The sequence below is a fragment of the Paenibacillus sp. FSL K6-1566 genome (assembly GCF_038050475.1).
GTDB classification, from domain to species: domain Bacteria; phylum Bacillota; class Bacilli; order Paenibacillales; family Paenibacillaceae; genus Paenibacillus_AQ; species Paenibacillus_AQ lactis.
In genome coordinates this window covers 848,731-860,863 of record NZ_JBBOSR010000001.1, presented here as the reverse complement: position 1 = coordinate 860,863, position 12,133 = coordinate 848,731, and the positions used below count along the sequence as shown (strand labels likewise).

Here is a 12,133-nt window from a genome sequence, read left to right as displayed (position 1 = left end):
TAATGGGTACAAACATTGCGGATACTCGAGTGATCCAGGAGGTTTGTACCGATGATCAAAATCCATACGATGACCCCGTTCCACCATCAATATCAACGCCCGCAGCCAATGGTTGCGCCTAAAGCAACAACGAATGCCAAGACGGCTACCTTTCAAGAGATCTTGAATCAGAAAATGAGAGAGGCGACGAAAGGACACCAAGCGAAACGATGATCACCAGGCCTGATTTGTGCGTCCATGAACGTATACTGCCAACGTCTACATAATAGAAACCGCAAACATGAATATCCATCGCTTGGAGCTTGGAACTAAAAAAGGAGATGCACCGGATCTAGTCCGGGTCATCTCCTTTTTTAGCGTACAGGCGGTACTGTTTCCCTGTCCACTTTCACACTTGGGACGAATCCTTCGTCCCTTGAACGATATGCGTACGGCTTAAGATTCCTGGGCAGCCATCACATCATCATTCCCATCTCCCGAGCCGCTTCCTTCAGCACAGGCGCATACTCGCGCAGCTTCTCGGCTGACAAGCGGGTGACCGGCCCCGACATCGAAAGCGCCGCTGCCGCCTTGCCGTAACGGTCGAAGATCGGCACCGATACCGCTGCCGCCCCCGGCTCGCGCTCCTCGATACTGATCGCATAGCCCTTCTGCAATATTTCGGCCAGCTGCTTCCGATACGTCTCACGGTCTACCGACTCGGGCCAATCCGGTGCATTCAGCAGCTCCTCCTGATCCTCCGGCGGCGCAAACGCCACCAGAACCTTGCTGGAAGCGCCGACGGACAGCGGCAGCCTCACGCCTACCTGGGCGACCCGCCGGATGGCCTGGTTGCTCTGTACCGCCTGAATGCGCAAACGCTCCGCACCGTCCCGCAGATACAGGCTTACAGTTTCGCCAAGCCGATCCCGCAGCGCCTCCATTGCCGGCAGCAGCCGAATGGCCGGATCATCGCTCTGTGACAAGTGCATGGACAACTCCCATATTTTCAGACCCAGCCTGTATTTCTCCGTCTCCGGATTCCGCACCACGAATCCCTTGTCTTCCAGCGTTGCCAGCAGGCGGTGAACCGTGCTCTTGTGCAGCCCGATCAGCGAAGAAATCTCGGTCAGAGCGAGCTCACTGTTCTTCGTAAAGCATATTAATATATCAAGAGCCCTTTCAACGGCACGTACAGTTAATTTGCGGTCTTCCATCCCCGACCTGCTCCTCTCCTGTTTCATCACATGAAACCTGGTTACAAGAATTATATGAAAAATTACGGCAGAAGTAAACCATTTGCCAGCTTTACAATTATCGCGGGATTTTGTAAAATTCGCTTCCATCGGCTCCCGGGTACAATATGTAGATGAATAAAACGGTTTTGCTATCTATTGCTGATTGAGGGTCGCCCTTTGGATTTTTGCCAAATCCTCATCTAACAAACTTTCGATTTACATTGACATAATAGGCATCCCGGCATACGATTATTATAAAAAATCATCGTTTTTCACTTTCGCGCAATAAAACTATGGTAAGGAGGGGCCATCCATGAGCATGGTAACTGGTCGTAATGCCCCACTCTCCCAAGTCAATGACGCCCCGGCCGAGCTTTCTACAGGCTTGGTACGGTTCAAGCATATTTTGCTAGCTTTGATTTTATCCGTCGTCTTTTTCCTTATCTTCTGCTTTATAGCGCTGCACGCCTATATTGCCTGGGTGCTGTCGAATCCGACGGTGGCTCCCCTTTACTCCAATCCGAAGCTTGCCAAGGAAATGGATTACGAGAGCGTCACCTTCCATTCCATTGACGGCAAACGAAATATGAACGGCTGGTATATTCCTGCGGATCATTCCGATAAGACGATTGTGCTCAGCCATGGATATGGCGCCAATCGTGAGGAGACCTGGGTGCCGATGTATGATATCGCTCATTACGCGCACAGCATGAATTATAATGTGCTGATGTTCGACTATGGCTTTGCATCCCAAACCAGCAAGGAGGTAGCTACCGGCGGTAAGGAGGAGAAGCGTCAGCTGCTAGGCGCGATTGAACATGTGAAGCACCGCGGCGCGAGGCAGATTGTCGTCTGGGGGTTCTCGATGGGCGCGGGCACCGCATTACAGGCGGGGCTCGAGACGAAGGATGTTGACGCGATGATTCTGGACAGCACCTTTTTGCTGGAGCCGGACACGCTTTATCACAATATTCACAACCAGATTGATCTTCCAAGGCATCCTTCCTTGGAAATTCTGGAGCTGCTCTTCCCGGTGCTGAATGGAACGAGTCTCGATCAAATCCCTTATAACGAGGTAAAAAAGCATGATTATCCGTTCCCGATCCTGTTCATCCACGGAACAAGGGACGATAAGGCGCCTTACCCGATCGCCGAGAAAATCGCCGCAAACCAGACCCATGAAGATTCCGATTCATGGATTGTGAAGGATGCGCACCACGAGCTTATCTTCCGAGAGCATCCGAAAGAGTATCTGCGCAGAGTCTCCACCTTCCTTGGCAAGCTCGAGGGCCGGGAAGGGCTGCAAGCCCAATAAGTGCTGTACCTTTATAGTGGATGACCTTCTCCCCTGCTGCCGGAACCGGCAGCGGGGGTTTTTATATTGCCTTACATAATACAAGCCCGTCCCGGAATATAGTGACTATGGTGAATGCTATATGGGGAGGGAAATCGATGTTATATATTTACGGCGCGAAGCTGCCGGCCCGTATTCTGGAGGAGATTGCCTTCTGGAAGCTCCAGGAGATGGAGCATACGGATGTCATTAAAGCGATTGTTCCGGGGCTTGAGGAGCCCTACGTGAACGTTTTGGACCAGTGGGCCGTCGTATTCGATCATACGCAAAAAGCCGCCGATGTCCTGCTGCAATATGTTCTCCGCCATCCGGGGCCGCCATCGCCCGAGGTCATCGCACAGGTCGAGCATCTGCTGCGCGTCTCCTTCGAGCAGTCCAGGGAATTCATCCGCCAGCTGGAAGGCATGAAGGATAACAGCCCTGCCGTTCGAACCGTGCCGCTTGCGGAGACGGTATTGCTTCATATCATCCGCGAATCGGAGTACTTCCTTGGCGTTCTGGACACTTTGAATTCTCCAGGAGCGGTGGAACGGTTCATGGAAGAAGCGGCAGCGCCCCCTCCACCCGCGGAAAATAGGGAGCCTCGAGAAAAACGGGAAGATCGGGAAGAACCAGCTTCATCGGCTTCATCAGCCTCCGCTGGGCCCGAGGCCGCGATCCACGGCTTAGCGGATTCGGGCAGCAAGCCGGTCCCGATCGGCGGCCACCGCCTCCCTCCGCTTCCGTACCCGTACAATGCCCTCGAGCCGCATATCGATGAAGCGACGATGCGGGTCCATCACGATGTTCACCACCAGAGCTATGTGGACGGGTTGAACAAAGCCGAGAAAAAGCTTGAGGAAGCGCGCAAGAGCGGCAACTTCGAGCTTGTGAAGCATTGGGAGCGTGAGCTCGCCTTCCACGGCGCCGGACATTACCTGCATACCCTTTTCTGGAGCATCATGAACCCGAAGGGCGGCGGCATGCCAGAGGGAGAGCTTGCCCAGCAGATCAAGAAGGATTTTGGCAGCTTTGAACGGTTCAAGAAGCATTTTAGCGAGGCGGCTGAGAAGGTGGAAGGCGGCGGCTGGGCCATCCTTGTCTGGAGCCCGCGCAGCCATCGTCTGGAAATATTACAGGCCGAGAAGCATCAGAACCTCTCCCAGTGGGATGTGGTTCCTCTCCTCGCTCTCGATGTATGGGAGCATGCCTATTACTTGAAGCATCAAAGCAAGCGTAAAGACTACATCAGGGATTGGTGGAACGTCGTGTACTGGCCCGAAGTGGCCGAGCGGTTCAAGCATGCAAGCAAGCTGAAATGGAAGCCGTTTTAATGATGAACCGATCCTAACCGCTTCATGGCACCCCGTAAGAATTGAGACTGCTATCAGAGTCCGCCCTCCTTGCTTCGTAACCGAGGCTTAGGGAGGGCTTTTATCTTCCTTCTACCTAATCTGGAAAGCTCAAAAATAGGTATTGCCGCGCGGGCTCGACAGGACTTTATTACCATGTTTCTGGTTATTTAATACGTTGTTTGCTGCAGTCCCCCAGTCTATGATAATACAGTAAGCATTTTACTGGAACTTAGCATGGGTATGAGGATCAAAGAGTCTACTGAAGGGATGAAACGAGGATGGATATGCGTTCCGGATGGAAGATCCTGTTCATTTGTTTTATTTTAGCCACGTTCATGATAGGAGGATGCCAAAGCATGAAATCCGGTAAATCCGGCGATCCGGAGGTTGCGGCGAGCGAGGATCAGCTCATGGCCCAGACGAAGGAGACCGCCATTCAATTTTTCAAGGAGCAATACGGCCTGGAGGTCGAAGTTACAGGTCAGAAGAAGATGCCTTCCTATGTAGCGGATGAGATCGATGTCGAGGGCCACGTCAAAGGGCATAAAGATCAGACGTTCAACATTTCGGTGAACTACAAGACGTTTGAAACCAAGAACTTTGTCATGAGCCCGGAGCTGAAAGAAGTCATTGAAGCCAATAAGAAGAAGTAAACTTCAATTATGGAGGAAGCGTCATGGTCGATGATGAAACGTATAACACGTTATCACGGTTAGCTTATAAGGACTTAAAGGAAGGCGCACAGATCGAGGATCTGCCCGATTGGGAAGTGCTGGAGGATACGAAGAGCCATGCCGTTTCGGGATTCGATGCCGTTACGTTCGTGAACCGGCAGACCGGTGAGGCTGTCATCGCTTACCGCGGAACCGAGGGAGAAGCCGAGTTATCCACCTCCGGTCCTGACCTGCTAAATGATGTTGGGATCGGCCTTGGAGAGCTTGGAAGAAAGGTAGAAATCGAAAGGCCGTTCGATGAGCAGATCACCAAATTCGAGGACGCTGTGGGAATCACAGGCCTGAACGATTGGGTCGGTGAACAATCCAGAAACCTTATGAAAAAAGCCGATGTCCTCGGCACAAACCAAATGTTTCAGGCTGAAGACTATGCCAGGGAAATGCAGGAGAAGCACCCGGACTTAAACTTCACGCTGACCGGCCACTCGCTTGGCGGCGCCAACGCCCAGTATGCGGCAGCTTATACCGGCCTGCCCGCCGTCACCTTCAGTGCCCCCTCCGTCATTGGGAGCCTTTCCCCGGAAGCCCGGAGAATGGCCGAGAACGGCGAGTTTGATTCCCAGATCATTAACTTTGCCCACCCGGGCGATATCGTTGCCAGCGGCACCTTCGGCGGGTATGAGGGTCATGTGGGATCGACTTATTACATCGACTCCAACTATGAGGATGCCAACGACGGGGTCAGCCTGTGGGACAAGATCGGCAACACCTTCGGCGGGCCCAATTACCACCAGCTCGATCGCTATAAATTCGAGAATGGTTACATATCCAACCCGCTCTATGACGGTGAAACCGGTAAGCCTGTCGATTCACCCCGAGTTCCTTCGGACAGCGGGCTCTTCCAATCGCTTCATGGGATGATGAACGGAATGATGGCTGGTATCCACGGCTCGCTTCTGGGCGCAGCCGGAGCAGCCGCAATGGCGGGCCAATCGGCAGGAGCCGGCACCATTGAGGTGACCCCCGCGGAGCTGCGCAGCGTTGCGGAAACGTGGAGGGCCAATGCCCAGCAGAGCCAGAGCGAGCTGGAGGGGATCCGTCAGCGGCTTGCCAGAACGATGTATTCCAGCCACAGCAGACGGCTCCAGCCGATTGTGCAGCAGCTGGATGCTTCGATTATGTCGTTGAGCCAGTGGCATATACAGCATACGACCGACATGGTCCAGTACATTAAGTACAAGGCGGATCTGTTCGAACAGACGGATCGCAGCGGATAACAGCCCATTTACAAGTCTTCTGGAGGGATCAATTGATGAGTCAGGAAATATTGCTAGAGCTGGATGACTTGCTTCAGGCTGAACGCGAGCTGTCCAGGCTGCTTGCCCTCTTTCGGCAGGATGAACAGGAAGCAAGGGCGATGTACGCCCGCCTCTCGGATTGGAGGGGGCAATCGGCCAATGTGCTGCGCGATCAGATCGAGCTCTTCTTCAGTGAGATGTCCAGGCGGATTCATGAGCTGGAGCTGCAGAAAGCGGAGCTGATCCGTTACGTCCAGCATATGAAGCAGGTGGATGGCTCAAGATAGCCGGCCGTGATGCTGTTTAACCTTAAGCGCCAAGACATCCCCTATAGAGCAATCATGGATCTGCCGAATCTAAAAGAACGGAGCATCCCCCATAATCCTTTCGTTTCCTGAAACGGTGGAATAACAACAACGGCTGGACCATCTACGGGTCCAGCCGTTGTTCACTGCACTATGGTTTATTCCTTGATTAATGACAGAAACTCCGAACGCTGTGCAGCATCGCTTTGGAACGTTCCCCGTACGGCAGAGGTCACCGTCTTGCTTCCCGGTTTCTTCACGCCGCGGGCGCACATGCACAGATGCTCCCCTTCCACAACGACCATTACGCCGCTCGGTTGGAGCTCCTCCACAATAATGTTCGCAATTTGCGACGTGATGCGTTCCTGAACCTGAAGACGGCGCGTAACCGCCTCAACCAGACGAGCCAGCTTGCTCAGTCCCGCGATCTTCCCGCTCGGCACATAGCCGATATGAACCTTGCCGAAGAATGGAGCCATATGATGCTCGCACTGGCTGTAATATACGATATCCTTCACGATGACAAGCTCTTCATGCTGTTCATCGAAGGTTACTCCCAGTACATCCTTCGGATCCACGGAATATCCCGCGAAAATCTCCTCATACATCCGGGTGACACGGGCCGGTGTCTCCAGCAGCCCTTCACGCTGCGGATCTTCACCGATCAGCTTCAAAATTTGCTCGATATGGTATTCGATCTGCTCCCGGTTTTCTACAACTTTATCGTTAACATAATCCTTTACACCTGCCACAGTACATCCCCCTTTCCGCCTACAACCAGGTAAACGGTATCCGTATTTTATGCTTGTTCAATCCGTATGCTTACGCTGCCGGGCAGCACCCGAAAGCGATCGAATGAACAGCCACATATAACCGCTGTTAGCAGTCTTCACTAAATAGAAGCGCCCCCTCCGTCAAATGGATAAACGAAGGCGGCCCTCCTATTCATTAGCCTTTGCGTTTGCGGCCTTGCCCTTTGCCGGGCATCGGCTGGTTTTTCATCATTTGCTGAGCGCGCTGCATCTGCTTGCTGTTCAGGTTGTAGCCCATTTGCTTTGCCATTTTTTGCAGCATTTCCGGATCGTTCTGCATCTTCTCCAGCTGCTTACGCAGATAGAATGCCCCGATAAAGAAGCCCGCAACCAGACCCACGATCAGCGTAACAATCGGAATGACGATATTCATGCTTGACCACCTTTAATCATGCTAATATTTACCATTTCATGGCACATACACGAACTTATCATAGCATGTCCCATGAAGGACAGCAAATGAAAAATCCGGATATGCGCGGGCGGCCATACGAGGCATTCCAAGAAGAATGACGCGCGTTTACCGGCCCAGCGTAATGCCCTCGATCGCCAGCAAGGTCCGTTTGATTTCCGGTCCGCCGGCGTAGCCGATCAGCGCACCGTCCGCTCCAACGACGCGGTGGCACGGCACGACGATTGGCACCGGATTTTTGTTGTTGGCCCCGCCGACCGCCCGAACCGCCTTCGGACGTCCGATCGATTCCGCGATGTCCTTATAAGAACATACGGTTCCATAAGGAATGGATTTCAACGCCTCCCATACCTGGAGCTGGAACGAGGTTCCCCGCATATCCAGCGGAAGGGTGAATTCCTTCAGCTCTCCTGCAAAATACCGCTTCAGCTGATCCGTTACCGGAGCCAGGCGGGCTTCATCCCGCTCATAGCCACCGTTGCCGGACCAGGTGCGGCACCACTGCTGAATGACCGCTTCCTTCACATGGAAGCTCCCGAATTCGATAAGGCACAGTCCCTTCTCCGTCGCGCAGACGGTCAGCGTACCGATCGGGGATTGGAGCTCATCATAATACAATACCTCCGGCCCTCCCTCGGGAACGGCCATCGGCTCAACCCCCTGGATAGCAGGCCGCGGCTGCTCCGGCTCGGCGGCTGCATTCCCGGCTGAAGCTTTCCCTGCCGCCGCTCCGGCAGAGCCTTGTTCCTCCGCTGCCTCCGGCACCGGGGCAGCCGATTCGCTCCGTGTATTCTCCGATGTCGCTGCATCGGCATTGAGTTTCGCTAAGGCTTGCTGCAGCATGTCCCGTACTTGGGGATCCCCTTCGGTTTTCATGCTTTTCTCTAAGTTGTTCAACGCTTCTTCGCCTCCAATGCGGCCCAGAGCCCATGCGGCGGTTCCCCGCAGCTCAGGGCGCGGATCCTTCAGCAGCACCTCGCTCAGCTTCGGTACTGCCGAAATGTCTTTAAAATTGCCAAGGGCAATGACGGCATTGCGCTGGATCGGCTTTCTGCCTCTCCAGGCCGCAGCCGTATCGCCGAACGTCTCCTTGAATTCGCGGTTGCTCATATCCAGAATCGGCAGGAGCAGCGGCTTGGCTTTTTCCGGATCGGGCTGGAGCTCCTCATGATGCGTCCAGTTCTTCCCCCGATTCTTCGGACAAACGATTTGACAAGTATCGCAGCCGTACAGACGGTTGCCGATCTTCCGCATCACTTCTTCGCTCAGAAACCCTTTGGTCTGCGTCAGGAAAGAGACACACCGCTGGGCATTCAGCTGTCCGGGTCCGACCAGCGCGCCCGTTGGACAGGCGTCGATGCATTTGGTGCATTCGCCGCAGTCTTCCGTAACCGGCTGATCCGGCGGAAACGGAATATTCGTGACCATTTCGCCAAGATAGATCCATGACCCGAACTTGGGAGAGATGATCGCGCAGTTCTTGGCGCTGAAGCCGATTCCGGCCCGCTCCGCAACCGCCCTGTCGACCAGCGCACCCGTGTCGACCATGCTTTCCAGCACCGCATCCGGCACCCGCTCCCGTATAAAAGCTTCCAGCCGGCTCATCGCCTCCCGAAGCACATGGTGGTAGTCTCTTCCCCAAGCAGAACGGGCCATTATCCCCCGGTACTTGCCGGGTTCGGATTTCGGCGGATTTTCCATCTTGGAGGGGTACGCCACCGCAATAGCGATTAGCGAAGCAGGCTCGGTTCCCGGCAAGGCGGGCGTGACCCGCTTATCCAGATCCGGCTCCTCGAATCCCGATTCGTAGCCCTTGTCGCGATGGTTCTGTAATATGCCTCGCAACGATACGAACGGCTCCGCCGAAGCGAACCCGATATCATCGATGCCCAGCTCCGGTGCAGCAGTCTTAAGCTCCTGCTTGAGCTCCTCCCATACCGAAGGCGGAGGAGCATACGAGCCAAGTGTGTAGGTCATCTCCAGCGCCTCCTTTCGTTAGGTTGAAGCTTTATTTTTGGCTACAGCTTTTTAATTTCCGACAGCGGCCAGAATATGAATTCGGCTCTGCCCACAATATCCGATTCCTTAACGCTTCCGAACATGCGGCTGTCCTTGCTCTTTCCGAGGTGGCGGTTGTCGCCCATCACGAAATACCGTCCCTCTTCCAGCTTCACCGGTTTAAAGCCCGGATCCTCAATGGGGACGTCCGTATACTCCTCGTCCTGCGGGACACCGTTCACATACAGCTTCTGATTCTTCACCTCAATTGTATCCCCGGGCACGCCGACAATACGTTTAACAAGAAACTCTTTCTTATCCGGACCGTCGCTCGGGTCCTTCAGCACGATGACATCACCATGCTTGGGCTCTGCAAAGCGGTAGACCACTTTATTGATAAACAGCCGCTCCGATGCGGTCAGCGTTGGCTGCATGGATTCGCCCTTAACCGTCGACAAATTAAACACAAACATATTAAGAAGCACCATAATAACAAAGGCAATTGCGATCGTCTTGACCCAATCCCATAGCTCGGCGGCCCAGCCGTTCTTTCCGCCAGTCTGCTGGCGCGGCTCGCTGCTTTGTCCGTTCTCGGCTGAATCCGGAGGAATCACTTGTCCCATACTACACCTACTTTACTTCGATTTCACCTTCGAACCTCGACAGGCGGCACCTTCAAAATTGGGGTACATTAATAGAAAAGCATATCTCCCCTCCATTTGCAACGGCTGAAAGATATGCTTCATATAGAGGTCATTCAAAAAGTCCCCTTTTGATCACGAAGAAGATCAGGCGGCGGATTCCTAAGCGAATCCGGCATGCATGCTCGAAAAATCGCTGCTCCTCCGGCGTTCCTGCGATTGCCGCTGCTGTGCTTCTGACGGCCCTTCGCCTTCATTCGCGCTGAAAAGTTGGCTTTTTGAAATCACACACTATGGAAAAATTTAATGATTTATCTCTGTAGAGGTCTTAGGCTGCCGTGTGCCCGCATAGAACGCCAAGAGGCTCTTACCGGGGCCCCACCACAATGCTAAGCTTCTGAAACGACTGCAGAATCTTGCTGGCTCCGTAGCCCATCGCTTCATAAAACGGCATCGCTGCGGCATTATGCTCGTCTCCGGCTACCAGGATCCGGCTTACTTTGCGTGATTGGAAACGCTGCTCCATAGCGGATACCAGGGCTTTGCCGATCCCTCTTCTACGGTAATCAGGATGAATAGCAATGCGATAATAGCAGCCATGATTGCGCTCGATGGTCCCGATTAGGACACCGACAATTTCGCCGTCTTCCTCCGCAACCATGATCAGGTCGGAGTCCCAAGCAAGCTGCCTGGAGAAGGGCTCCATCGTGTTTTCGTAGCATTCTTCCGATAAAGCAATCTGTAATAGCTCGGTTACGGGGTTACAGTCACTCAACTGAAAGGAACGAACATGCATTTCAAAATCTCCCTTTTCGTTAGCATGATGCGGTTTACCCGGTTTACAAAGAACAAGTATTCCGTTTACGCAAACCTGACATTAATGTTTTACTACAAAAAACCCGAAAATCCTGTTTCCTTGTCCATTAAACCACAACTTTCTCCTAAATTCACGAGTTTTCTTCTGAAAGCGCTTCATTTGAAGCGTTTACATTTTACAACTTGGATAAAACTTCTTATATTTGTTAAAAGCATGTTAAAAATTCAAAGGAAAGGATTAGCTTGATATTAAGATTTATGCTATGGACAAGGAATTGAATCTCCTTGTTTTGAAGGATATAATTGACAGTCCGGCCTGGAGGGTGGTAGATTGGCGTAATACCCATTTTGAGGAATGGGTCTTATTTTAAGGAGTGGTTTCAATGCAATTGCCTTTACACGAACAATTCCTGGAACAAGCCAAGGCGAAGCTCAGCCAAGACCATCGACTGCTGGGTCTGCTTGCTGGCGGGTCCATGATGACGGGAACGATGGATGAATACAGCGATTTGGACCTCGTTATCGTGTATGACGCTGCTTACCTTAGTTCAATCATGGAGGAACGGATTCAAATTGCAGAAGGGCTAGGCCACTTGCTATCGGCCTTTACTGGAGAGCATGTCGGCGAACCCCGCTTGGTTATCTGCTTATATGGCCCGCAGCCGCTCCATGTCGATCTCAAATTCATCACCTCGGCGGAGCTTACAACGCGGATTGAGAATCCGCTCATCATATGGGAGCGAACGGGAGAGATCAGCTCGATCCTTCAAGCGACCTCCCCCTCGTATCCAACTCCCGATCCGCAATGGATGGAGGATCGCTTCTGGGTATGGATCCATTACGGCGCCGCAAAGCTGGGGAGAGGGGAGATCTTTGAGGCCATCGACCTGATCACCTTTATTCGCGGCACGGTATTAGGCCCATTGATCCTAATGCAAGAGGGACATTTGCCCAGAGGGGTCCGAAGGCTGGAGGAGCATGCAGAGAGCGAACTGGAGGAGCTTAAGCGAACCCTTCCTGTTCATGACGCCAACAGCTGCTACCATGCGTTGAAAACCACGATCCGCATGTACCAACGCTTGCGGCCAGCCTCGGATACCTTCATAGCCAGATCAGAAGCCGAGCAGATCTCTATTTCTTATTTGGAGCATATTTATGACACGATAATCAAAAATAGTTAATGCATAAATAGAAAAACGCGAGGAGGCTGTCCCAAAGGTCATTAGACCTGGAGCAGCCTCCTGGTATGTGTGGAAGAAGCCGCACATGCGA

At 53.0% G+C, this 12,133-nt stretch carries 13 protein-coding genes; 7 read left to right on the top strand and 6 right to left on the bottom strand.

The window, feature by feature from the left end:
* The first annotated feature begins 51 nt into the window (after positions 1-51).
* The gene (locus NST08_RS03810) at positions 52-213 is read left to right on the top strand and encodes a hypothetical protein (RefSeq protein ID WP_007133049.1); all 162 of its coding nucleotides are present in this window, start codon (positions 52-54) and stop codon (positions 211-213) included.
* A gap of 242 nt (positions 214-455) precedes the next feature.
* On the opposite strand, the gene NST08_RS03805 is transcribed toward NST08_RS03810, so the two are convergent.
* Positions 456-1,196, bottom strand: coding sequence for an IclR family transcriptional regulator (locus tag NST08_RS03805; protein ID WP_007133050.1), 741 nt, complete (start codon positions 1,194-1,196; stop codon positions 456-458).
* 334 nt (positions 1,197-1,530) lie between these two features.
* On the opposite strand from NST08_RS03805, the gene NST08_RS03800 reads away from it, so the two are divergent.
* From NST08_RS03800 to NST08_RS03780, 5 genes are all read left to right on the top strand, one after another.
* Complete coding sequence (locus tag NST08_RS03800; RefSeq protein ID WP_251535922.1) at positions 1,531-2,532, top strand: alpha/beta fold hydrolase; 1,002 nt, start codon at positions 1,531-1,533, stop codon at positions 2,530-2,532.
* A gap of 137 nt (positions 2,533-2,669) precedes the next feature.
* Complete coding sequence (locus NST08_RS03795) at positions 2,670-3,884, top strand: Fe-Mn family superoxide dismutase (protein WP_028406128.1); 1,215 nt, start codon at positions 2,670-2,672, stop codon at positions 3,882-3,884.
* 377 nt (positions 3,885-4,261) lie between these two features.
* Complete coding sequence (locus NST08_RS03790) at positions 4,262-4,558, top strand: hypothetical protein (protein ID WP_007133053.1); 297 nt, start codon at positions 4,262-4,264, stop codon at positions 4,556-4,558.
* A 23-nt stretch (positions 4,559-4,581) separates the two neighbouring features.
* The gene (locus tag NST08_RS03785) at positions 4,582-5,856 is read left to right on the top strand and encodes a lipase family protein (protein ID WP_007133054.1); all 1,275 of its coding nucleotides are present in this window, start codon (positions 4,582-4,584) and stop codon (positions 5,854-5,856) included.
* 35 nt (positions 5,857-5,891) lie between these two features.
* Entirely contained in the window at positions 5,892-6,164 is a 273-nt protein-coding gene (locus NST08_RS03780; protein ID WP_007133055.1) for a hypothetical protein, read from the top strand.
* A 176-nt stretch (positions 6,165-6,340) separates the two neighbouring features.
* Here NST08_RS03780 and folE read toward each other — a convergent pair whose 3' ends face one another.
* The 5 genes from folE to NST08_RS03755 all read right to left on the bottom strand — a co-directional run bounded on the left by folE (position 6,341) and on the right by NST08_RS03755 (position 10,841).
* The gene (gene folE / locus NST08_RS03775) at positions 6,341-6,934 is read right to left on the bottom strand and encodes a GTP cyclohydrolase I FolE (RefSeq protein WP_007133056.1); all 594 of its coding nucleotides are present in this window, start codon (positions 6,932-6,934) and stop codon (positions 6,341-6,343) included.
* Between the two features lie 196 nt (positions 6,935-7,130).
* Entirely contained in the window at positions 7,131-7,367 is a 237-nt protein-coding gene (locus NST08_RS03770; protein ID WP_007133057.1) for a YneF family protein, read from the bottom strand.
* A 147-nt stretch (positions 7,368-7,514) separates the two neighbouring features.
* Positions 7,515-9,383 (bottom strand): tRNA epoxyqueuosine(34) reductase QueG, encoded by a 1,869-nt coding sequence (gene queG / locus NST08_RS03765; protein ID WP_007133058.1) that lies wholly within the window; start codon positions 9,381-9,383, stop codon positions 7,515-7,517.
* Positions 9,384-9,424: 41 nt separating this feature from the next.
* Positions 9,425-10,027, bottom strand: a complete 603-nt coding sequence (gene lepB / locus NST08_RS03760; RefSeq protein WP_007133059.1) for a signal peptidase I — start codon at positions 10,025-10,027, stop codon at positions 9,425-9,427.
* 385 nt (positions 10,028-10,412) lie between these two features.
* The gene (locus NST08_RS03755; protein ID WP_007133060.1) at positions 10,413-10,841 is read right to left on the bottom strand and encodes a GNAT family N-acetyltransferase; all 429 of its coding nucleotides are present in this window, start codon (positions 10,839-10,841) and stop codon (positions 10,413-10,415) included.
* A 403-nt stretch (positions 10,842-11,244) separates the two neighbouring features.
* Between NST08_RS03755 and NST08_RS03750 the strand changes: the two genes are divergently transcribed.
* Positions 11,245-12,042: a nucleotidyltransferase domain-containing protein gene (locus tag NST08_RS03750; RefSeq protein WP_007133061.1), complete on the top strand. Its 798-nt coding sequence runs from the start codon at positions 11,245-11,247 to the stop codon at positions 12,040-12,042.
* Positions 12,043-12,133: the final 91 nt, after the last annotated feature.

Bases quoted from the DNA above. Each gene is read 5' to 3' on its own strand.
- NST08_RS03810 (WP_007133049.1), top strand. From the start codon at position 52: ATGATCAAAATCCATACGATGACCCCGTTCCACCATCAATATCAACGC.
- NST08_RS03805 (WP_007133050.1), bottom strand. From the start codon at position 1,196: ATGGAAGACCGCAAATTAACTGTACGTGCCGTTGAAAGGGCTCTTGAT.
- NST08_RS03800 (WP_251535922.1), top strand. From the start codon at position 1,531: ATGAGCATGGTAACTGGTCGTAATGCCCCACTCTCCCAAGTCAATGAC.
- NST08_RS03795 (WP_028406128.1), top strand. From the start codon at position 2,670: ATGTTATATATTTACGGCGCGAAGCTGCCGGCCCGTATTCTGGAGGAG.
- NST08_RS03790 (WP_007133053.1), top strand. From the start codon at position 4,262: ATGAAATCCGGTAAATCCGGCGATCCGGAGGTTGCGGCGAGCGAGGAT.
- NST08_RS03785 (WP_007133054.1), top strand. From the start codon at position 4,582: ATGGTCGATGATGAAACGTATAACACGTTATCACGGTTAGCTTATAAG.
- NST08_RS03780 (WP_007133055.1), top strand. From the start codon at position 5,892: ATGAGTCAGGAAATATTGCTAGAGCTGGATGACTTGCTTCAGGCTGAA.
- NST08_RS03770 (WP_007133057.1), bottom strand. From the start codon at position 7,367: ATGAATATCGTCATTCCGATTGTTACGCTGATCGTGGGTCTGGTTGCG.
- queG (WP_007133058.1), bottom strand. From the start codon at position 9,383: ATGACCTACACACTTGGCTCGTATGCTCCTCCGCCTTCGGTATGGGAG.
- lepB (WP_007133059.1), bottom strand. From the start codon at position 10,027: ATGGGACAAGTGATTCCTCCGGATTCAGCCGAGAACGGACAAAGCAGC.
- NST08_RS03755 (WP_007133060.1), bottom strand. From the start codon at position 10,841: ATGCATGTTCGTTCCTTTCAGTTGAGTGACTGTAACCCCGTAACCGAG.
- NST08_RS03750 (WP_007133061.1), top strand. From the start codon at position 11,245: ATGCAATTGCCTTTACACGAACAATTCCTGGAACAAGCCAAGGCGAAG.